Here is a 19,665-nt window from a genome sequence, read left to right as displayed (position 1 = left end):
GCGTCTCGAAGCATCGGGCGGCCATTCCGCTATCAGCGGGGGGCGGCCGCGCGGCGCAGGCGGTCGTTGATGGCGCGGCCCAGGCCAGTCTCCGGGATCGGCATGACGGCGATGCCGGTCCGCCCCGGCTTGTCGAGCGACCGCAGCAGCGCGAACAGATTGGCCGCCGCCTCCTGAAGGTCGCCGGAAGGGCTGAGATTGAGCGTCTCGGCGGTGCCCGCCAAGGCCGGACCGAACGCCAGCAGCGCCTCGCCGGGGGCGACATGGGTTGCGTTCAGCCGCACCGGCAGGGCCGGGGCGTAATGGCTGGCAAGCTGGCCGGGGGAGGTAGGAGCGGCCGGGTCCTCCGAGGGCAGGATGACAGTTCCCACCGCCTGTTCCAGCACTTCCAGGGTCACGCCGCCGGGGCGCAGCAGCACGGCGCGCGCGCCGGTGGCGTCGACCACGGTCGATTCCACGCCGATGGCGCAGGGCCCGCCATCCAGCACCAGGGCGAGCCGGTCGCCCAGCCCGTCGGCGACATGGCGCGCCGTGGTCGGGCTTACCCGGCCGGATGGGTTGGCGCTGGGGGCGACCACCGGGCGGCCGACGGCGCGCAGCAGCTTTGCCGCCACCGGATGCGCCGGGACGCGCAGGGCGATGGTCTCCAGCCCGGCGCAGGCCAGATGCGAGACCGGACAATCGGCGCGCCGCTTCAACACCAATGTCAGCGGTCCCGGCCAGAAGGCGGCGGCCAGCTTTTCCGCGATCGGGGTGAAGACCGCCAGCGCCCGCGCCGACGCCGCATCGGGCAAATGCGAGATCAGCGGGTTGAAGCTGGGACGGCCCTTAGCGGCGAAGATCGCGGCGACCGCCTTGTCATCCGTCGCGTCGCCGCCCAGCCCATAGACCGTCTCGGTCGGGAAGGCGACCAGCCGGCCGGCGCGCAGATGCGCGGCGGCGGCCGCGATGGCGGCGTCGGTGGCGGGGTGCGGCAGGGAGGCTGAATTCGACATGGGAGCAGAGGGATGGCGCGCTTCGCCCGAACCGTCAAGCCTTTGCCTTGTGATCGCCTTCTGTGCGGTGCAACATGAAACACTGAAGCAGCCCCGAACAAGGAGCATGGACTATGGCCGGCAAGGTGATCACCATCGCGCAGCAGAAGGGCGGGGCGGGTAAAACCACGCTCGCGGCCCATCTCGCCGTCGCCTGGGCCAGCGCCGGACGCTGCGTGGTCGTGCTGGATATCGACCCGCAGGCCAGCCTCAGCGGCTGGGCGGCCATGCGCAAGGAGCGGCCGGATGCCCCGACCGCGCCGGATATCCGCGCCATCACCGGCTGGCGGGTGGCGGCGGAGGTCGACAAGCTGAAGAAGGATTTCGACGTGGTGCTGATCGACAGCCCGCCGCATGCCGAGACCGAGGCGCGCGTCGCCGTGCGCGTGGCTGATCTGGTGGTGGTGCCGATTCAGCCCAGCCCGATGGATCTATGGGCCACCCAGGCGACGCTCGACCTCGCCAAGCAGGAGAACAGCACGGTGCTGCTGGTGCTGAACCGGGTGCCGCCCCGCTCCAATCTGGCCGACACGATGGGGCAGGCGATCGGCAAGCTGGGGGCCAAGGTCGCCAAGACCCAGCTTGGCAATCGCGTCGCCCTCGCCGCCGCCCTGCTGGAAGGCCGCGGCATCACCGAGGCCGCCCCCTCCAGCGTCGCCGGCAAGGAATTTGCCGCCCTCGCCAAGGAAGTGCTGAAGGCGGCGACCAAGGGCTGACGAGAGCCCTTCCTCCTCAGGGGAGAGGGGCCTCGTCCCTGTTCATATTAGCCCGACTGGCAAGCTCCCTCATGCTGAGGAGGCTGCGCAACAGGCGTCTCGAAGCATCGGGGGCCAGATATCCCGGCCCTTACTCCGCCGGGGCGGCGGCGGGGGCCTGCTCCGAGCGGCCGGTGGGGAGGATGGCGGCGGCCAGCGTGATGACGGCGGAGGAGACGGCCAGCACCATCATCAGCGTGGTGAAACCGCCGCCCTGCTCGTGCAGCCCGGCGATCAGCGGCACCGCTGCGGCGCTGACGCCCAGCGACAGCACGTATTTCGCGGCATAGATGCGCGAGCGCCATTCCGCCGCCCCATAGCGCGCCACGATGGCGTCGTTGATCGGGATCGCGCCGAACACCAGCAGCATCATGGCGATGCCCAGCGCCACCATCGCCCCGCCTTCGGCGGTGGCGGCCAGCAGGAAGACCGGCACCTGCAGCACGATGGTGCCGACGAAGATCGGCTTCAGCGGGTATTTGTCGATCAGATGACCGACCACGATCTGCGCGAAGGCGGCGATCACATAGACCACCGTGACCAATGCGCCGACCTGAAGGGTGGAGGTGGCGATGCCGCCCGTCCGTTCCGCGAACAGCTTCGGCAGGCCGACAGTCGTGGCGTGGAAGATGATACCGCCGCACAGGGTCACCACGATGACCACAGCGAACATCAGCTTCATCTGGCCGGGGGTCAGCGGGATATGCGCGCGCGGCGGCCGCTTGGCGATGCCCAGCGCCGCCTGCCGGCGGGCGAAGACCATATAGGCGAAGCCGGTCGCCACAGCGATCAGGCCGGGCACAATGAATACCGCGCGCCAGCTCCACAGATCGGCCAGCGCGCCGGCCGTGATGCCGGCCGCCGCGACGCCCAGATTGCCGAATACGCCATTGATGCCCAGCGCCTTGCCCAGCTTTTCCGCGTCGGCGGCGACCATGGCGATGCCGACCGGATGGTAGATCGCCGCGAACAGGCCGATCAGCGTCAGGCAGCAGGCCAGCTCGAATGGGGTACGCGCGAAGCCGGTGAGGATGGAGGCCGCGCCGATGCCGACGAAGAACACGCTCATCATGCCGGTCTTGCTCCAGCGGTCGCCCAGCCAGCCGGCCGGAATCGACGCCGCGCCGAAGGCGACGAAGCCGTAGACCGACAGCGACAGGACATCGGCATAGGAGCCGCCGAACACCGGGTCGCTGGCCATCGCCAGCACGGCGGTGGGGAACAACAGCATGAAGAGATGGTCGTAGAAATGGCCGATATTCAGGAACAGGAAGCCGGTCCGGTCGCGATGCACGCTCATGACGCCCTCACAATGGCAGGTGTCTCTCGACTCTACGCCCGGCCGGTGCGACCCTCTTGCGATGCTGGATCAAGAAATATCGCAAACCAGTCAATCCTACCAACCAACCGTCGCTATCGAGGGGCTGGAGGATGTACCGCGCCCGGTGGTCGCCCTGCCGCTGGACTTTCCCGACGGCCACCGCATCCCGCCGCATATCCACAAGCGCGCGCAACTGATCTATGCCGAACGCGGGGTGATGACGGTCTCGGTGGCGCAGGAGGGCGGCGGGCTGTGGGTGATCCCGCCGCAGCGGGCGCTCTGGATGCCGGCCGGCATTCTGCACCGCATCCGCATGACCGGCGACGTGGCGATGCGCACGCTCTATATCGACCCGGCCGCCGCGCCGACGCTGCCGGGCGATTGCCGGGTGGTGACGGTTTCCAGCCTGCTGCGGGAGCTGGTGCTGGCCGCCATGCGGGTGCCGCCGCTGTATGACGAGGCGGGGCCGGAGGGGCGGCTGATGGGGGTGATCCTGGACCAGCTCCGCGTGCTGCCAATCATGCCGCTGCATCTGCCGATGCCGGGCGACAGGCGGCTGGCCGGCATCTGTACGGCGCTGCTCGACGATCTGGCGGATAACCGGCCGCTGGAGGCCTGGGGCCGGCAGGCCGGGGCCAGCGTCAGCACGCTCGGCCGGCTGTTCCGGGCGGAGACCGGCATGGGGTTCGCCGCCTGGCGCCAGCAGGCCCGGCTGGTGCGCGCGCTGGAGCTGCTGGCGGCAGGCCGGCCGGTGACGCAGGTGGCGCTGGATCTGGGCTATGACAGCGTCAGCGCCTTCATCGCCATGTTCCGGCGCGCCTTCGGCGTGCCCCCGGCCCGCTATTTCCGGGATTGATCAGGCGAGTTCGAAGACGGCTTCCACCTCGGTGGCCACGTTGCGCGGCAGCACATTGGCGCCGACCGCGAAGCGGGCATGGCGACCGGCATCGCCGAACACATCGACCATCAGGTTCGACGCGCCGTTGATCACCTCGGGCTGATCGCCGAAATCCGGCTGGCAGGCGACGAAGCCGCCCAGCTTCACCACGCGCGCGATGCGGTCGAGATCGCCGCCGGCGGCCGCCTTGGCCTGGGCGATCAGGTTCAGCGCGCACAGCCGGGCCGACTCCTGGCCCTGCTCGACGGTCAGATCGACGCCGACCTTGCCCTTGAACTTGATGTCGCCATTCAGCACCGGAATCTGGCCGGAGACGAAGATCAGCTTGCCGCTGACCACATAGGGCACGTAGTTGGCGGCAGGCGCGGCGGCGTTCGGCAAATCGATGCCGAGTTCTTTCAGGCGCGCCTCGATACGTCCGGACATAGCGGAATTCCTCTTCTTGTGGGGCGGGCGTCAGCGCTCGCTATGCAGCGGACCGTAATCCCGACCGGGGCGGCTTTCCAGCCCGTCCTTCACCTTTTTCGCCAGCGCCGATTCGCGCTTGGCGGCTTGGCGTGAGGCGCGGGCGGCGCGATGCCGGATCACGAAAGCCAGTGACCATTTATACCCGAACCAGCCGAACACCACGACGAAAGGCAGGCAGCCGATCAGCATCGACTGGCCCCAGCTCGTCAGCACATCGATGAAATGCAGGGTGGAATCCCACCAGGACAACGTTTCCGCGATGGCGGTCTCAGATTCGTACTGATTGGCGAAGCTGTCATAGGCCGCGACCGTGTGCCAACGGCCGAGCAGCAACTCACCGGTCACGTAGAAAAGATAGTAGGAGGGGATCAGCGTCGCGACATTGGTGATCCAGGTCCAGGCCGCCGCGACGATCAGGCTGAAATGCCAATTGAAGAAACGCTTGGCGACCCACCAGGTGATCAGCACGGTGAACATCTGCATGCCGATCAAGGGGGTGAAGGCCCAGGCGAGGCCCACGCCGACAGCGCGCGCGGTATATTCCGGCGGATGGGTGTGGCTGATGCGTTTGATCGGGATGACGAGCTTCATCCGCGCCAGGCGCGCCATTCTCGTCAGCCAACCCTGCTTGCGGCGGCTCGGCAGGTTCCGTCTCCCCTAATATCGAGTGCGCGACGCGTTCAGCGTTCCTTACTCATCAAGATAGGGGATGACGCTACGGGTGCAATTACCCTTTTGTATTGATTTTTATAATTTTCTTATAAACGAGCGGAATTATCGGGCGGTAGGCAAAAAAGAGGGGATCGCCGTTTTGGCGATCCCCGTCAGTGACGACAGAGGAGGCTTTCCTTTGCAGGGGCTCTGTCGGGCGCGGCGGTCAGCCGCCGGTCAGGAACAACCGGTGGTGCCGCCGCAGGTGTCGCATTTCAGACAGGTGCCGTTGCGCACCAGGGTGAAATTGCCGCATTCCGGGCAGCTATCGCCCTCGTAGCCCTTCATCCGCGCCTCGCGGATGCGTTCGAACTTGGCGTCCACCGCTTCCATCACTTCCTCGGTCACTGCGACCGCCGTGGTGCGGGTGGTGGTGGTGGCGAGGCCGCCATGATCGTGCCCATGCCCGTGGGCATGATGGTCATGGGCGTGACTTTCCGGGGCGTGATAGCCGTTGGTGCCGTTCGCCTTGGCCTGGCTTTGGCCCTGAATGCCGCCGGCCAGCACCACCAGATTATTGCGCACGAAGCCCCGGCTGGTGACCCGCTCCACGGCGGCCAGTGCCTCGTTGGCGGCTTCGGTGCGCGCGCCGTCGCCGGTGCCGCGGCCCACCGTGTCCGGCATCAGGTCGGCCGGGGTGGCGTGCGCCAAATCGTTGCGGCCGAGATAGCTGATCGCCAGCTCCCGGAAGATATAATCCAGGATGGAGGTCGCCATCTTGATCGTGTCGTTGCCCTCGACCATGCCCGACGGCTCGAAGCGGGTGAAGGTGAAGGCGTCGACATACTCGTCCAGCGGCACGCCGTATTGCAGGCCGATGGAGATGGCAATGGCGAAATTATTCATCAGCGAGCGGAAGGCAGCGCCTTCCTTGTGCATGTCGATGAACACCTCGCCCAGCTTGCCATCCTCATACTCGCCGGTGCGCAGATAGACCTTGTGGCCGCCGACCATCGCCTTCTGGGTATAGCCCTTGCGGCGGCCGGGCAGGCGGTCGCGCTTTGCCTTCTCGTAAATGACGCGCTCCACCACCTTCTCGACGATCTTCTCGGCGATGAGCGGCGCGCGGGCGGCGGCGGGCTGCTCCAGCAGCTCCTCCATCTCCTCCAGATCCTCGGCGTCCAGCAGGGCGGCCGAGAGCGGCTGGGACAGCTTGGAGCCGTCGCGATACAGCGCGTTCGCCTTGATGCCCAGCTTCCAGGACAGGAAGTAGGCGGCCGCGCACTCCTCGACCGTAGCGTTGTTCGGCATGTTCACGGTCTTGGAGATGGCGCCGGAGATGAAGGGCTGGGCGGCCGCCATCATGCGGATATGGCTGTCGACCGACAGGAATCGCTTGCCGATGCGCCCGCACGGGTTGGCGCAGTCGAACACCGACAGATGCTCCGGCTTCAGGCCCGGCGCGCCTTCCAGCGTCATGGCCCCGCAGCAATAGGTGTTCGCCGCCTCGATATCGACCTTGGAAAAGCCCAGCGAGGCCAGCATGTCGAAGCCGACATCGTTCAGCTGCGCGGCGTTGAAGCCCAGCGCCTGCTGGCAGAATTCCTCGCCGAAGGTCCATTTGTTGAAGGCGAACTTGATGTCAAAGGCGCTGGTCAGCGCCGCTTCCAGCTTCTCCAGCGCTGCGTCGGTGAAACCCTTGGCCTTCAGCTTGGCGTGGTCGATGCCCGGCGCGCTGTTCAGCGTGCCGTGCCCGACGGCGTAATTGATGATCGCCTCGATGGCTTTTTCGCCATAGCCCAGCGTCTTCAGGGCTTCCGGCACCATGCGGTTGATGATCTTGAAATAGCCGCCGCCGGCCAGCTTCTTGAACTTTACCAGCGCGAAGTCGGGCTCGATGCCGGTGGTGTCGCAATCCATCACCAGGCCGATCGTGCCGGTCGGCGCGATCACCGTGGCCTGGGCGTTGCGGAAGCCATGCGCCTCGCCCAGCGCCAGGGCGTCGTCCCAGGCGCGGCGGGCGGCGCGGATCAGCGCCTGTTCCGGGCAATTGGCGGCGTCCAGCGGCACCGGCGTGACTTCCAGCCCCTCATAGCCGGCGGCCTCGCTATGGGCCGCCCGGCGATGGTTGCGGATGACGCGCAGCATGTGCTCGCGGTTCGGCGCGTAGCTCGGGAAGGCCCCCAGCTCCTGCGCCATCTCGGCCGAGGTGGCGTAGGACCGGCCGGTCATGATCGCGGTCAGCGCCCCGCACAGCGCGCGGCCCTCGTCGCTGTCATAGCCGATGCCCATGGCCATCAGCAGGCCGCCGATATTGGCGTAGCCCAGGCCCAGCGTGCGGAATTCGTAGGAAAGCTGCGCGATCTCCTTCGACGGGAATTGCGCCATCAGCACGGAGATTTCCAGCGTCACCGTCCACAGCCGCACCGCATGCTCGTAGCCGGCGATGTCGAAGCTGCCGTCTTCCTTGCGGAAGGTCATCAGGTTCATCGACGCCAGATTACAGGCCGTGTCGTCCAGGAACATGTATTCCGAGCACGGGTTCGAGGCGTTGATGCGGCCGCTGGCCGGGCAGGTGTGCCATTCGTTGATGGTGGTGTCGTACTGCACCCCGGGATCGGCGCAGGCCCAGGCGGCGTAGGAGACGCGCTCCATCAGCTCCTTGGCGCGCACGGTCTTGTGCACCTTGCCGTCGATCCGGCGGATCAGGTTCCAGTCGCCATTCTGCTCGACCGCCTTCAGGAAGTCGTTGGTCAGGCGCACGGAATTGTTCGAATTCTGGCCGGAGACGGTCAGGTAGGCGTCCGAATCCCAATCGGTGTCGTAGGTGCGGAACTCCATCTCGGTGAAGCCCTGCTGCGCGAACTGGATGGTGCGCTGGATGTAGTTTTCCGGCACCAGGGCGCTGCGCGCCTCGAAGATGGCGCGCTTCAGGGCGCGGTTCTGCTTCGGGTCGAACCGGGCGTCGGTATCGCCCTCATGGCAGGCCTTCATGACCGCCGTCAGATGCTTCTGGTTCACCTTGGAGCCGGTGACCAGGGCGGCCACCTTCTGCTCCTCGATCACCTTCCAGTCGATATATTTCTCGATGTCGGGATGATCGATATCGACGGTCACCATCTTGGCGGCGCGGCGGGTCGTGCCGCCCGACTTGATGGCGCCCGCCGCGCGGTCGCCGATCTTAAGAAAGCTCATCAGGCCGGAGGATTTGCCGCCGCCCGACAGCTTCTCGCCCTCGCCGCGCAGCTTGGAGAAGTTGGTGCCGGTGCCGCTGCCATATTTGAACAGCCGCGCCTCGCGCACCCACAGGTCCATGATGCCGCCCTCATTCACCAGATCGTCGGCGACGGACTGGATGAAACAGGCATGCGGCTGCGGATGCTCATAGGCGGAGTTCGACTTCACCAGCTTGCCGGTCTTGAAGTCGACATAGTGATGGCCCTGCGCCGGGCCGTCGATGCCATAGGCCCAGTGCAGGCCGGTATTGAACCATTGCGGCGAGTTGGGCGCCGCCATCTGGGCGGCCAGCATGAAGCGCATCTCGTCGAAATAGGCGCGGGCATCCTCTTCGGCGTCGAAATAGCCGCCCTTCCAGCCCCAATAGGTCCAGGTGCCGGCCAGCCGGTCGAACACCTGCTTGGCGCTGGCCTCGTGCGTGGTGCGGGCCTCCGCCTCCAGCTTCGCCAGCTTCTTGTCGTCGGCTTTCTTGCGCCACAGCCAGGAGGGAACGGAATTCTCCTCCACCGCCGTCAGGATGGTGGGGATGCCGGCCTTGCGGAAATATTTCTGCGCCAGGATATCGCAGGCCACCTGGGACCAGCCAGCCGGCACCTCGATATCCTTCAACTGGAACACCACCGAGCCGTCCGGATTGCGAATCTCGCTGGTGGTGGTGCGGAAGCTCAGCGCCGCATAGGCGTCCTGACCGGCTTTCGTGAAACGGCGTTCGATCTTCATAAATCCCCCTCGGGTGCCTTGGGCGCCATCGCTTCCATCCGTGCCGTTGGAAGTGCGCGCCCGTGGCGCTATGTCGGTTTGAGGGGGCCGTCAGCCCGCCCCTGGTGTGAGAAGTCGTCGCCGGTGGGGTTCGTGACCCTATATCTAGCGGCGGAAAGCAAGTGTGCCACAAGCCGTGGCGCATTCAACATCATTTTGTGGGTTGACAGTTTTTTAACACATTGACTGGTTTGTCATCTGCGGAAACCCGGCCGCCCTGCCGCGCCGCACTGGACGGATGCGCCTCAGGGTGCAATATTCCCGGCTTCGTTTTTGGCTTAGCGACGGACCCAGCATCATGGCCGATATCGGCACGCGCTTTTTTACCTGGCTGAATGGCGAGAAGGTCGGCGAAGACCAGTTCGGTAATCTCTATTACGTGGCGAAGAAGCGCGCCTCGGATAAGGCCGCCGGGCAGCGCGAGAAGCGCTGGGTGGTCTATAAGGGCGAGCCGGAGGCCTCGAAGGTGCCGCCGGCCTGGCATGCCTGGCTGCATCACACCATTAAGGATCTGCCGGGCGAAGCCGACCTGCGGGCCCAGCCCTGGCAGAAGGAGCACCAGCCAAACCTGACCGGGACCGAACTGGCCTACCGCCCGCCCGGCCATGTGCTGAAGGGCGGCAAGCGCGACCGGGCGACCGGCGACTACCAGGCCTGGCGTCCGGAGTGAGCCGGATCGCGGACGCAGCGGGAGAGTTTCGATGAATCGCAGCCTGATCGAAACCGTCATGGGCGGCGTCGTGCTGCTGGTGGCCGGCATGTTCCTGCTGTTCGCCTTCTCGGCCGCCGATCTGCGCGCGGTCAGCGGCTATACCGTCACCGCCAATTTTGACCAGGCGGGCGGCATCAATACCGGCGGCGATGTGCGCATCAGCGGCATCAAGGTCGGCACCATCGTCGGCCAGCGGCTGAATCCGGAAACCTATCTGGCCGAGATGACGCTGAGCATCGACCCCTCCGTGAAGCTGCCGCGCGACACCATCGCCAAGATCGCCAGCGAAAGCCTGCTGGGCGGCAGCTATCTGCAGCTCCTGCCGGGCGGCGAGGAGGAGATGATCGAGGCCGGCGGCCGCATCATCTACACCCAATCCTCCGTCGATGTGCTCGATCTGCTCGGCCGCTTCGTGTTCAGCGCCAGCACGGGCCAAGGTGGGGGCCAGGGTGGCGGCCAGGGCGGCGAGAGCAGCCCGTCGCCGCAAGGTGGCGCGGCACCCGCAGCGCCGCTGGCCCCGGCGCCTTCCCCCGCACCTTCCTCGGGCGGCGATGCGCCCAAGGGTCCGCTGTCGCAGTAAGCGGCGGCTTGTACCCGTTTTGGGTACATGATATTTTAAGCCATGCGAATCATTGCTCGTAGCACGCTTCGCGCTTTCAGCGATTCGCGCCTCGGGCAGCGCGATCATGCGGCCGTGAAGGCGGCGCTGGAGGCTTGGTTCGCCGAGGCGAAGCAGGCCACATGGCGGAACAGCGCGGACATAAAGCGCGTTTACGCCCATGCCAGCATCGTGTCGGCGGACCGTGTGGTCTTCAACATCAAGGGCAATGATTATCGGCTGGTGGCGGCCATCGATTACGAACGATCCATCGTCTGGATTAAATGGATCGGCAGCCATGGCGATTATGACCGGCTCGATGTGAAAAAGGTGGAGCATGGATCGGATTAGGCCGATCAGGACATCGGCGGATCATGCCGCATTCCTGGCCGAGATTGAGACTCTCTGGGGCGCGCCGGCCGGCAGCGCGGAGGGCGACCGGCTTGATGTGCTAGCGACGCTAGTCGAGGCCTATGAGCAGGCGCATTTTCCGATCGATCTGCCGGACCCGGTTTCCGCGATCCTGTTCCGGTTGGAACAGCAGGGGCTCGGCCGTAAGGCGCTGGAGCCTATTCTAGGGTCTCGGCAGCGGGTCTCCGATCTGATGGCGGGGCGTCGGGGCCTTTCTCTCGCCATGATCCGGCGCTTGCATGAGGAACTGGCAATTCCGCTGGAAATTCTCGTCAAGCCCATCGCCCCTTCCAAGGCAGCCTGATTTTTCCTATCACCGTTCGGATGTTCCCCCATGAAGCGGCTGGCTTTCGCCCCCCTGTTCCTCTGCCTTGTCTCCGCCGCCTCGGCGCAGACGCAGCCGCGCTATAACGACTTCCCCGTCGCGGTGCTGCAGGGGCTGGACAAGGTGACGGCGCGGGTGTCGACCTTCGAGGCTCCGGTGGGGGAGGATGTCAGCTTCGGTTCGCTGCACATCGTCACCCGAACCTGCAAGAAGCGGCCGCCGGAGGAAACGCCGGAGAGCGCCGCCTTCCTGGAAATCTACGACCAGAAACCGGGCGAACAGGCGCAGACGCTGTTCAGCGGCTGGATGTTCGCGTCCAGCCCGGCGCTGAACCCGCTGCATCACGCGGTCTATGATGTCTGGGTGATCGACTGCAAGAAGGCGGGGTAGTGCGCGCGCATCGAGCCGGTGGGGAAATCCGCCGGCCGGATGATCGCCTCGGCCAGCTGCTGCTTGTAGAGGTCGCGCGGAATCTCGATGGTCCCGAAGCGGGTCAGGTGGCTGGTGACGAATTGCGTGTCCAGCAAGGTGAAGCCGCCCATCCTTAACCGCACCACCAGATCGACCAGCGCCAGCTTCGAGGCGTCGGTCGCGCGGCTGAACATGCTCTCCCCGAAGAACGCGCTGCCCAGGGCGAGGCCGTACAGCCCGCCGACCAGCCGGTCCTCCTGCCAGGTTTCCACCGAATGGGCCAGGCCCATGCGGTGGAATTCCAGGAACAGCCGGATGATCTCGTCATTGATCCAGGTATCGCGCCGGCCATCGGTCGATTCCGCGCAACCCGCCAGCACGCCGCGAAAATCGGTGTTGCAGCGCAGCTCGAACTGGCCCTTGCGGATCGTCTTCAGCAGGCTGCGCGGCACATGGAAGCGGTCCAGCGGCAGCACGCCGCGATTCTTCGGGTCGATGAAGAACAGCTCCGGATCGTCCCGGGATTCGGCCATCGGAAACACGCCGATGGCGTAGGCCTGCAGGATCAGCTCCGGAGTCAGGTGGATCATGCGGCGGTCATCGCCTGTCGCTCAGTCCCGCTTGCCGCCATCCATCCAGCGTTCCAGCCAATGGATGTCGTAATCGCCGTCGATGAAGGCCTTCTCGGCCAGCAGCCTGCGGTGCAGCGGGATGGTCGTCTTGACGCCGCCGATTACATATTCCTCCAGCGTCCGGCGCAACCGCATCAGGCATTCCGCCCGGTTGCGGCCATGCACCACCAGCTTGGAGACCAGCGAATCGTAATAGGGCGGGATCGAATAGCCGCTATACAGCGCCGAATCAACCCGCACGCCCAAGCCGCCGGGGGCATGGTAATCCGTCACCTTGCCCGGCGAGGGCTGGAAGGTTAGCGGATCCTCGGCATTCACCCGGCATTCGATGGCGTGGCCATAGAATTTGATGTGGCTCTGGTCGAAGCCCAGCTTCGCGCCGGAGGCGACGCGAATCTGCTCGCGCACCAAATCGATGCCGGTGATCATCTCGGTGATCGGGTGTTCGACCTGCAGGCGGGTATTCATCTCGATGAAGTAGAATTCCCCGTTTTCGTACAGGAATTCCAGCGTGCCGACGCTGCGATAACCCAGCGTCTCGATGGCCTTCACCACCACGGCACCCAGCTTCTCGCGCTCGGCCGCGTTCAGGGCGGGGGAGGGGGCCTCCTCCAGCACCTTCTGGTGGCGGCGCTGCAGCGAGCAGTCGCGCTCGCCCAGATGCACCGCATTGCCGTGATTATCGGCCAGCACCTGCACCTCGATATGGCGCGGCTTATCGAGATACTTCTCGATATAGACCTCGTCATTGCCGAAGGCAGCCTTGGCTTCCGACTTGGCGAGATGTAGCGCCTCGGCGAGCTGGTCGGCCGAGCGCGCGACCTTCATGCCGCGCCCGCCGCCGCCGCCGGTCGCCTTGACCAGCACGGGATAGCCGATCTTGTCGGACAGGGCGCGGGCCTGTTCCTCGCTGGTGATCGCCCCGTCGGAGCCGGGCACGCAGGGCACGCCGGCATCGATCATCGCGCGCTTGGCGGTGATCTTGTCGCCCATCATGCGGATATGATCGGGCGACGGGCCGATGAAGGCGAAGCCATGCGCCTCGACGATCTCCGCGAAGCCAGCGTTTTCCGACAGGAAGCCGACGCCGGGATGGATCGCGTCCGCCCCGGTGATGGTCGCCGCCGAGATAATGGCCGGGATATTCAGATAGCTCTGGCCGGGCGGGGGCGGGCCGATGCAAACGCTCTCGTCGGCCAGGCGTACATGCATGGCGTTGGCGTCCGCCGTCGAATGGATGGCGACGGTCTGGATGCCCATCTCGCGGCAGGCGCGGTGGATGCGCAGCGCGATTTCGCCGCGATTGGCGATCAGGATTTTTTCGAACATTGCGATCCGCTGGTCCCGCCGGCTACTCGATCACCATCATCGGCTCGCCGAATTCGACCGGCTGGCCGTTTTCGATGAGGATGCGGGTGACGGTGCCGTCGCGCGGGGCGGGAATCGGGTTCATGACCTTCATCGCTTCCACGATGGCGATGGTCTGGCCCTTGCGGACGCTGGCGCCATTGGTCACGAAAGGCTCGGCCCCCGGCTCCGGCGTCAGATAGGCGGTGCCGACCATCGGCGAGGGCACGGCGCCCGGATGGTCCACCGCCGGGGCCGCCGCGGGGGCGCCTGGCGCGGCGGCCGGTGCAGGCGCGGCCGCGGGGGCGGCGATGCTGTGCACGGCGGCCGGGGCGGGTTTCGCCACGCGGATGCGCATATCGTCGGTCTCGTACTCGATCTCGCCGAGGCCGGTTTCGTTCAGCAGCGCCGCCATCTCGCGGATCATCGCTGCATCGATCTTGTGTTGCTCGTTCGACATTTACTCGTCCGTTTGGCCGATGAGACGCGCCATCGCCTCCAGCGCCAGCACATAGCCCTGACCGCCGAAGCCGCAGATAACCCCTGCCGCGATCGGCGAGATGTAGGAATGGTGCCGGAAGCTCTCGCGCTTGTAGATATTCGACAGATGCACCTCGATCACCGGCAGTTCCGCCAGCGTCAGCGCATCCAGGATCGCCACCGAGGTGTGGGTGTAGGCCCCGGCATTGATGATGATTCCGTCGGCGCTGTCCCGCGCCTCGTGAATCCAGGAAACCAACTCGCCCTCATGGTTCGACTGGCGGAAATCGACCGCCAGCCCGAATTCCGGCGCGGCCGCCCGGCACGAATCCTCAATGTCGCCCAACGTCTCGGAGCCATAGATGGCCGGCTCCCGCACCCCCAACATATTGAGGTTCGGTCCGTTCAGGATCAAGATTTCGGGACTCTCGGTCACGCGCGACGCAGCTCTCGACTGGTTTCGGAATGCAGGGCGTTTATAGCATGCCTGCCGCCAGAGGCAACGGCGGGCATGTGCGGGCTACAGCTTCGCGCGGGCCTCGTCGATCAGCTTGCGGAATTGCTCCTCGTTGATCGCACCGGGGGCGAGGTTGTCGCCGATGACGAAAGCCGGGGTGCCGCTGATCTCAAGCTGCTCGGCCAGTTGGTAGTTGCGGCGGATCGCCTCTTCCACCGCCGGGGCCTGCATGTCGGCTTTCAGCTTCTCGATATCCAGGCCGGCATCGCCCGCGATCTTGAAGATCGTCTCCTCGTTCAGCCGGCCGCGATGGCCCATCAGCTTCTCGTGCAGAACGCCGTACTTGCCTTGCGCCTGGGATGCGAGCGCTGCGCGGGCGGCGATAACGGAGGGATCGCCCAGGATCGGGAATTCCTTCATCACCACCCGGATATCCGGGTTTTGCGCCAGGATTTTCGCCAGCGTCGGCTTCACGGTCTTGCAGTAGCCGCATTGATAATCGAAGAACTCCACGATGGTCAGCGCGCCGTCGGGATTGCCCATCACCGGGTCGCCGGCCTGGCGTTCCAGGGCCGGACGCAGCGCTTCCATGGTGGATTGGCGGCGATCTTCGGCGGCGGCCTGCTCGCGGGCGTTCAGCGCCGTGGCGACCTCGCGCAGGATTTCCGGATTGGCCAGCAGATAGTCGCGCATGATCTGCTCAATGGCTTGCTTCTGCGCCGGATCGAAAACCGGGGCGGGCTCGGTTGCGGGAGTGGCGGCGGGCGGCGTCTGTTGCGCCAGCGCGGGCGCCAGCGCTGGCGACAGGCCCAGGCTCAGCAGGAACAGGCAGAAAGCGAGACGGCGCATCGGCAAATCCTTTGTGGCGGACCGCCGGTGCGGCGGGAGGAAGCTGGAATATGCGGGCTCGAACTTCCCCTGTCCATATCCGCAGGCTTAGTCATCGTCGGTCTTGCGCGCGGCGTTCTCGATATCCTGGGCGCGCAGCCAGCCGGGGGAGCCGACGGGCAGCAGCGCCTGGGCGCGCTGGGATTGGTGGCGGGCGTCGGTCTTGCGGCCCAGCAGCAGCGCTTCCTCCGCCAGCGCCAGGCCGGCCAGACCGATCTCGCCCAACCGGCCATGGGCGATGGCGAGCTGGCGCCAGCCCCGGCTGAATTCCGGCTCCTGGCGCATCGCCTCCTGCAACTCGGCCAGCGCCTGGCGGGTCAGCGGCTCCTGGTTCAGCGCCAGCAGGGTCTCGGCATGGCCGACACGGGTGAGCGGGGCGTTCGGGTTCAGCTTGACCGCCCGGCCATAGGCTTCCGAGGCCTCGCGCGCGCGGCCATTCTCATAGAGCATCTGGCCCTTAAGCTCGTTGAAGTAGGGATCGTCCGGATTTTCCGCGATCAGCGCATTGATCGCGGTCAGCGCGCGCGGCAGGTCCGGCGTGCGGTAGTAGGCGATGGCCCGCGCATAGCGCGCCGGCAGGCTGGTGTCGCTCTCCGGGTAGATCATCAGCGTGCGGCCGGGCTGCTGCATGAAGCCGTGCAGCTTCGCCACCATGCGCTTGTGGCGCATCGCGAAGCCGGGCGGCAGCGGCGCGTCGGCATAAGGGGAAGTGGCCAGATGGTTGCGCACGAAGGCCAGACGCTCGCTGGTCAGCGGGTGGCTGCGCACATAGGGCGACTGGCGGGCCGTCAGCAGCATTTCCTGGCCGCTGAGCTTGTCCAGGATTTGCAGCATGCCGCGCGAGGATTGGCCAATCGAATCGAGATATTTCGTGCCGGCTTGGTCGGCCGCCTGCTCCTGCGTGCGGCTGTAATTCAGCAGCGACCGGCGCACCATCTCGGTGCCGCCCGCGCCCAGCACGGCCGCGGCCCCGCCCTCGCCGGAAGCCGCCGCCGCCACGCCGCCCAGCACCATCGCCAGAATCTGCGCGATGGAGGCGCTGCGCAGCTGCTCCTGCAGCCGCGCCAGATGCCCGCCGGCGATATGGCCGGTTTCGTGCGCGATGACGCCCATCACCTCATTGGCGCTTTCCGAGCGCACCAGCAGGCCGGTATTCAGGAACAGATTCATTCCGCCGGCCACGAAGGCATTGATGTCGTCGTTATTGACGATATAAATCCGGATCGCGCCGGGCGAGAGGCCGGCGGCGGCGAACAGTGGCGTCGCATAGTCGCGGATGGTATTTTCGATTTCGCTGTCGCGGATCAGGCTCATGCCCGCGGCATCGGCGCGCATCGGCGTAAGCGCCACGCCCAACGAAGCGATCAAGGCGATCAGGCCACGAGCTATGTTAGACACGTAAGATTTCTCCCGGCCCGCATTCGTCTCTGCAACGGCCCCTACCTTCCGCTAAGTAGGCGGCCAGCCCGTTCCCGTCAACGAAAGGTTCCGAGCGTGATGTTCCCTGCGACCGCGAGACTTTACCCGAAAGTCGCGGCCCTGGTGCCCTTGCTTGCGATGCTGGCGGCCTGCGGCAATCCGGAGACTGGCGCGCGGCGGGTGAACCCCGATTTCATCGGCGGCGCGGTGTCGGAGGAGCCCCGCTCGGCGCTGATCGCCCGCGAGGTTCTGGCCGGCGGCGGTTCGGCCGTGGATGCGGTGGTGGCGGGGTATTTCGCCATGGCGGTAACGCTGCCTTCCTCGGTCGGGTTGGGCGGCGGCGGTTCCTGCGCGGTGTATGATCGCGACAAGCGGACCGGGGAGATCATCGAATTTCCCGCCCTGGCCGCGTCCTCGGCGCCGAATGCGGTGGCCATTCCGGCCGCCCCGCGCGGGCTGTACGCGCTGCATGCGCGCTATGGCGTTACTCCCTTCACCAATCTGATGATCCCGGCCGAGCGGCTGGCGCGCTTTGGCGAGCCGGTTAGCCGCAAGCTGGCCAACGACATCGCCTTCGCCAGCCGCGTGCTGCCGCAGATTCCCGATACGCGCGAGATGTTCGCTCCGAACGGCCGGCTGGCGGTGGAGCGGGACATGCTCACCCAGTTCGACCTGGCGGCGACGCTGGGGCGGCTGCGCAGCGTCGGCATCGGCGATCTGTATAACGGCCAGATGGCGCGCGACCTCTCGCGCATGATCGAGGCCAGCGGCGGCGCACTGCCCTATGAGGCGCTGCGGGACTATGTGCCGACCTGGCGGCCCAGCCCGGGGCTGAAGGCCGGCAACAACACGCTGGTGATGGCCAGCACCGATACCGTCTCCGCCGCCTATGCAGAAACGGTGTGGCGCATGCTGACCGAGGTGCGCGCCTACGAGTCCGCCAGCGCGGAGGAACAGCCGCATCTGCTGGCCGAGGCCTCGATGCGCGCGCATGCCGCGATCGCCGCCCTGATCCGCGATAGCGGCACCGTTCGCGCGCTGACGCTGGCGGAGGCGCGCTCTGCCATGGCCGGCTACGATCCGGCTCGTCATCAGCCGGCGGGCACGCCGCCGCTCTCCGCCCCGGCGGAAGGCGGGCCGGGGGCGGCCAGCATCCTGGCCTACGATTCGGCCGGGCAGCTCGTCTCCTGCGCCTTCACCATGAACGCGCCGTTCGGCACGCTGCGCAAGGCGCCGGGCCTGGGCTTCCTGGTGGCCCCGCCGCCGGCCCCGCCGGGCCGCTCCGCGCCGGTCGGCCACGGCATCGTGATGTTCAATGAGAACAGCCGGAACGGCTATTACCTCGCCGCCGGCAGCGGCGGCTTCCCGGCCAGCCTGGCGATTCTGCGCGGCACGCTGGACGTGCTGGACGGCATGGATGTCGCCCAGGCGATATCCCGTCCGCGCCAGCATGTCGGCGGCGCGCCCGATGCGGTCTGGGTCGAGCCCGGCATGCCCGAGGCGGTGACGCAGAGCCTGACCCGACGCGGCTACAGCGTCGATCAGGGCCGCCATTTCGGCCGTGTCCAGGCGGTGCATTGCCCGGTCGGCCTGCCCAATGATTATAGCTGCACGCGGGTGCCCGATCCGCGCGGCAATGGCCTTGCCGTCAGCGGCGACTGATTTTACCCCCGAAAGGATTACCGATGGCTTTGAAGATCGCCCGGCGCGGGCAGATCCCGCCTTTTATCGTGATGGATGTGCTGCGCGCCGCCAATGAGCGCGCGGCCGCCGGCGAGGATGTGCTGCATCTGGAGATCGGCCAGCCCTGCACCGGCGCGCCGCAGGGTGTCATCGCCGCCGCGAAGCGGGCGCTGGACGGCGACCTGCTGGGCTATACCGACGCTTTCGGCATCCTGCCGCTGCGCCAGCGCCTAGCCGGGCATTATCGCGACCAGTATGGGGTGGCGGCCGATCCGGCGCGCATCGTCGCCACGCCGGGTTCCTCCGGCGGCTTCATCCTGGCTTTCCTGGCGGCGTTCGAGCCGGGCGACCGGGTGGCGCTGGCCGCCCCCGGCTACCCGGCCTATCGCAACATCCTGATCGCCTTGGATATCGAGCCGGTGGAAATTCCCGCCGGGCCGGAAACCGGCTATCAGCCGACGCCGGAACTGCTGGAGAAGGCGCGCGAGCAGGGCCGCATCGACGGGCTGATCGTCGCCAGCCCGGCCAACCCGACCGGCACCATGCTGACGCCCGATGCGCTGCGCGACCTCGCGGTCTATTGCCATGACGAGGGCATCCGGCTGATCTCCGACGAGATTTACCACGGCATCGAATATGAGCAGCAGGCGACCACGGCGCTGACCTACAGCGACAGCGCCGTGGTGGTGAACAGCTTCTCGAAATATTTCTCGATGACCGGCTGGCGGCTCGGCTGGCTGGTGTTGCCGGAGGATCTGCTGCGGCCGGTGGAATGCCTGGGGCAGAATCTGTTCATCAACGCCTCCACCCTGGCGCAGCACGCCGCCTGCGGCGCGTTCGACTGCCGCGAGGAGCTGGATTTGAACGTCGAGCGCTACCGTCTCAACCGCGACATCCTGCTCGACGCGCTGCCCAAGGCCGGCCTGACCGAGCTGTCGCGCGCCGACGGGGCGTTCTACGTCTATGCCGATGTGGCCCGGCACACCAATGACAGCGCGGAATTCTGCCGCCGCCTGCTGGCCGAAACCGGCGTCGCCATCACGCCGGGCATGGATTTCGATCCGTTGCGCGGCAACCGCTTCGTGCGGCTTTCCTTCGCCGGCTCGACCGAATCGGTGGAAGACGCCGCCGCCCGCATCGCGCGTTTCATGCGGTAGAGCCGTCTCGGCGCATAGATGT

20 protein-coding genes are annotated in these 19,665 nt (G+C 66.5%); 9 read left to right on the top strand and 11 right to left on the bottom strand.

The features are described from left to right. Positions 1 to 32 precede the first annotated feature (32 nt). On the bottom strand, positions 33 to 995 hold the full coding sequence (locus AUP43_RS17940) for an L-threonylcarbamoyladenylate synthase (protein WP_067560248.1): 963 nt from the start codon (positions 993 to 995) through the stop codon (positions 33 to 35). A gap of 113 nt (positions 996 to 1,108) precedes the next feature. Between AUP43_RS17940 and parA the strand changes: the two genes are divergently transcribed. Next, positions 1,109 to 1,750, top strand: coding sequence for a ParA family partition ATPase (parA, locus tag AUP43_RS17935; protein ID WP_067560245.1), 642 nt, complete (start codon positions 1,109 to 1,111; stop codon positions 1,748 to 1,750). 130 nt (positions 1,751 to 1,880) lie between these two features. On the opposite strand, the gene AUP43_RS17930 is transcribed toward parA, so the two are convergent. Next, positions 1,881 to 3,089 (bottom strand): MFS transporter, encoded by a 1,209-nt coding sequence (locus tag AUP43_RS17930; protein ID WP_067560242.1) that lies wholly within the window; start codon positions 3,087 to 3,089, stop codon positions 1,881 to 1,883. Between the two features lie 61 nt (positions 3,090 to 3,150). Between AUP43_RS17930 and AUP43_RS17925 the strand changes: the two genes are divergently transcribed. Further along, positions 3,151 to 3,966 (top strand): AraC family transcriptional regulator, encoded by an 816-nt coding sequence (locus AUP43_RS17925; protein ID WP_232315212.1) that lies wholly within the window; start codon positions 3,151 to 3,153, stop codon positions 3,964 to 3,966. On the opposite strand, the gene AUP43_RS17920 is transcribed toward AUP43_RS17925, so the two are convergent. The 3 genes from AUP43_RS17920 to AUP43_RS17910 form a co-directional block, all read right to left on the bottom strand. Continuing rightward, positions 3,967 to 4,434, bottom strand: coding sequence for a RidA family protein (locus AUP43_RS17920; protein ID WP_067560240.1), 468 nt, complete (start codon positions 4,432 to 4,434; stop codon positions 3,967 to 3,969). It abuts the gene before it with no gap. 30 nt (positions 4,435 to 4,464) lie between these two features. Further along, positions 4,465 to 5,085, bottom strand: a complete 621-nt coding sequence (locus AUP43_RS17915) for a DUF2062 domain-containing protein (RefSeq protein WP_067560238.1) — start codon at positions 5,083 to 5,085, stop codon at positions 4,465 to 4,467. Positions 5,086 to 5,364: 279 nt separating this feature from the next. Beyond that, the gene (locus AUP43_RS17910) at positions 5,365 to 9,084 is read right to left on the bottom strand and encodes a vitamin B12-dependent ribonucleotide reductase (protein WP_067560236.1); all 3,720 of its coding nucleotides are present in this window, start codon (positions 9,082 to 9,084) and stop codon (positions 5,365 to 5,367) included. 337 nt (positions 9,085 to 9,421) lie between these two features. Between AUP43_RS17910 and AUP43_RS17905 the strand changes: the two genes are divergently transcribed. The 5 genes from AUP43_RS17905 to AUP43_RS17885 are packed head-to-tail and all read left to right on the top strand — an operon-like array spanning position 9,422 to position 11,559. After that, positions 9,422 to 9,793, top strand: a complete 372-nt coding sequence (locus AUP43_RS17905) for an NADH:ubiquinone oxidoreductase subunit NDUFA12 (protein WP_067560234.1) — start codon at positions 9,422 to 9,424, stop codon at positions 9,791 to 9,793. Positions 9,794 to 9,824: 31 nt separating this feature from the next. Continuing rightward, positions 9,825 to 10,415 (top strand): outer membrane lipid asymmetry maintenance protein MlaD, encoded by a 591-nt coding sequence (gene mlaD, locus AUP43_RS17900; protein ID WP_084462907.1) that lies wholly within the window; start codon positions 9,825 to 9,827, stop codon positions 10,413 to 10,415. A gap of 42 nt (positions 10,416 to 10,457) precedes the next feature. Continuing rightward, positions 10,458 to 10,784, top strand: coding sequence for a type II toxin-antitoxin system HigB family toxin (locus AUP43_RS17895; RefSeq protein WP_067560232.1), 327 nt, complete (start codon positions 10,458 to 10,460; stop codon positions 10,782 to 10,784). Continuing rightward, a complete protein-coding gene (locus tag AUP43_RS17890) occupies positions 10,771 to 11,148 on the top strand; it encodes a helix-turn-helix domain-containing protein (protein ID WP_067560230.1) in 378 nt (125 codons plus the stop codon). Before AUP43_RS17895 ends, AUP43_RS17890 begins: the two co-directional genes overlap by 14 nt. Before the next feature lie 30 nt (positions 11,149 to 11,178). Next, positions 11,179 to 11,559, top strand: coding sequence for a DUF2155 domain-containing protein (locus AUP43_RS17885; protein WP_067560229.1), 381 nt, complete (start codon positions 11,179 to 11,181; stop codon positions 11,557 to 11,559). Here the strand turns inward: AUP43_RS17885 and aat are convergent. The 6 genes from aat to AUP43_RS17855 form a co-directional block, all read right to left on the bottom strand. After that, positions 11,520 to 12,170 (bottom strand): leucyl/phenylalanyl-tRNA--protein transferase, encoded by a 651-nt coding sequence (gene aat, locus AUP43_RS17880; protein WP_067560228.1) that lies wholly within the window; start codon positions 12,168 to 12,170, stop codon positions 11,520 to 11,522. The genes AUP43_RS17885 and aat overlap by 40 nt on opposite strands. 21 nt (positions 12,171 to 12,191) lie before the next feature. Continuing rightward, the gene (accC, locus tag AUP43_RS17875) at positions 12,192 to 13,541 is read right to left on the bottom strand and encodes an acetyl-CoA carboxylase biotin carboxylase subunit (protein WP_067560226.1); all 1,350 of its coding nucleotides are present in this window, start codon (positions 13,539 to 13,541) and stop codon (positions 12,192 to 12,194) included. A 22-nt stretch (positions 13,542 to 13,563) separates the two neighbouring features. Further along, positions 13,564 to 14,019, bottom strand: coding sequence for an acetyl-CoA carboxylase biotin carboxyl carrier protein (accB, locus tag AUP43_RS17870; RefSeq protein WP_067560225.1), 456 nt, complete (start codon positions 14,017 to 14,019; stop codon positions 13,564 to 13,566). After that, a complete protein-coding gene (gene aroQ / locus AUP43_RS17865) occupies positions 14,020 to 14,475 on the bottom strand; it encodes a type II 3-dehydroquinate dehydratase (protein WP_084462906.1) in 456 nt (151 codons plus the stop codon). It lies immediately after the preceding gene. Positions 14,476 to 14,559: 84 nt separating this feature from the next. Further along, positions 14,560 to 15,345 carry a DsbA family protein gene (locus AUP43_RS17860; protein ID WP_084462905.1) on the bottom strand — a complete coding sequence of 262 codons (786 nt, stop codon included), beginning with the start codon at positions 15,343 to 15,345 and terminating at the stop codon, positions 14,560 to 14,562. Between the two features lie 87 nt (positions 15,346 to 15,432). Beyond that, entirely contained in the window at positions 15,433 to 16,782 is a 1,350-nt protein-coding gene (locus tag AUP43_RS17855) for a M48 family metalloprotease (RefSeq protein ID WP_067560223.1), read from the bottom strand. Between the two features lie 99 nt (positions 16,783 to 16,881). Here AUP43_RS17855 and AUP43_RS17850 point away from each other — a divergent pair, with 99 nt between their 5' ends. Further along, a complete protein-coding gene (locus tag AUP43_RS17850) occupies positions 16,882 to 18,465 on the top strand; it encodes a gamma-glutamyltransferase (protein ID WP_084462904.1) in 1,584 nt (527 codons plus the stop codon). A gap of 23 nt (positions 18,466 to 18,488) precedes the next feature. Next, positions 18,489 to 19,643, top strand: coding sequence for a pyridoxal phosphate-dependent aminotransferase (locus tag AUP43_RS17845; protein WP_067560219.1), 1,155 nt, complete (start codon positions 18,489 to 18,491; stop codon positions 19,641 to 19,643). The last annotated feature ends 22 nt before the right edge of the window (positions 19,644 to 19,665 follow it).

Source organism: Oceanibaculum pacificum (assembly GCF_001618175.1).
Classification (GTDB): Bacteria; Pseudomonadota; Alphaproteobacteria; order Oceanibaculales; family Oceanibaculaceae; genus Oceanibaculum; species Oceanibaculum pacificum.
Note: the sequence above shows the minus strand (reverse complement) of the source record. Positions and strands in the feature narration are given on the sequence as shown.

Excerpts from the sequence above, each read along its gene's own strand:
- AUP43_RS17890 (WP_067560230.1), top strand. The coding sequence starts at position 10,771 with ATGGATCGGATTAGGCCGATCAGGACATCGGCGGATCATGCCGCATTC.
- AUP43_RS17895 (WP_067560232.1), top strand. The coding sequence starts at position 10,458 with ATGCGAATCATTGCTCGTAGCACGCTTCGCGCTTTCAGCGATTCGCGC.
- parA (WP_067560245.1), top strand. The coding sequence starts at position 1,109 with ATGGCCGGCAAGGTGATCACCATCGCGCAGCAGAAGGGCGGGGCGGGT.
- accB (WP_067560225.1), bottom strand. The coding sequence starts at position 14,019 with ATGTCGAACGAGCAACACAAGATCGATGCAGCGATGATCCGCGAGATG.
- aat (WP_067560228.1), bottom strand. The coding sequence starts at position 12,170 with ATGATCCACCTGACTCCGGAGCTGATCCTGCAGGCCTACGCCATCGGC.
- AUP43_RS17850 (WP_084462904.1), top strand. The coding sequence starts at position 16,882 with ATGTTCCCTGCGACCGCGAGACTTTACCCGAAAGTCGCGGCCCTGGTG.
- AUP43_RS17915 (WP_067560238.1), bottom strand. The coding sequence starts at position 5,085 with ATGGCGCGCCTGGCGCGGATGAAGCTCGTCATCCCGATCAAACGCATC.
- AUP43_RS17885 (WP_067560229.1), top strand. The coding sequence starts at position 11,179 with ATGAAGCGGCTGGCTTTCGCCCCCCTGTTCCTCTGCCTTGTCTCCGCC.
- AUP43_RS17940 (WP_067560248.1), bottom strand. The coding sequence starts at position 995 with ATGTCGAATTCAGCCTCCCTGCCGCACCCCGCCACCGACGCCGCCATC.
- AUP43_RS17905 (WP_067560234.1), top strand. The coding sequence starts at position 9,422 with ATGGCCGATATCGGCACGCGCTTTTTTACCTGGCTGAATGGCGAGAAG.
- AUP43_RS17845 (WP_067560219.1), top strand. The coding sequence starts at position 18,489 with ATGGCTTTGAAGATCGCCCGGCGCGGGCAGATCCCGCCTTTTATCGTG.
- AUP43_RS17910 (WP_067560236.1), bottom strand. The coding sequence starts at position 9,084 with ATGAAGATCGAACGCCGTTTCACGAAAGCCGGTCAGGACGCCTATGCG.
- AUP43_RS17925 (WP_232315212.1), top strand. The coding sequence starts at position 3,151 with ATGCTGGATCAAGAAATATCGCAAACCAGTCAATCCTACCAACCAACC.
- AUP43_RS17860 (WP_084462905.1), bottom strand. The coding sequence starts at position 15,345 with ATGCGCCGTCTCGCTTTCTGCCTGTTCCTGCTGAGCCTGGGCCTGTCG.
- accC (WP_067560226.1), bottom strand. The coding sequence starts at position 13,541 with ATGTTCGAAAAAATCCTGATCGCCAATCGCGGCGAAATCGCGCTGCGC.
- AUP43_RS17920 (WP_067560240.1), bottom strand. The coding sequence starts at position 4,434 with ATGTCCGGACGTATCGAGGCGCGCCTGAAAGAACTCGGCATCGATTTG.
- AUP43_RS17930 (WP_067560242.1), bottom strand. The coding sequence starts at position 3,089 with ATGAGCGTGCATCGCGACCGGACCGGCTTCCTGTTCCTGAATATCGGC.
- mlaD (WP_084462907.1), top strand. The coding sequence starts at position 9,825 with ATGAATCGCAGCCTGATCGAAACCGTCATGGGCGGCGTCGTGCTGCTG.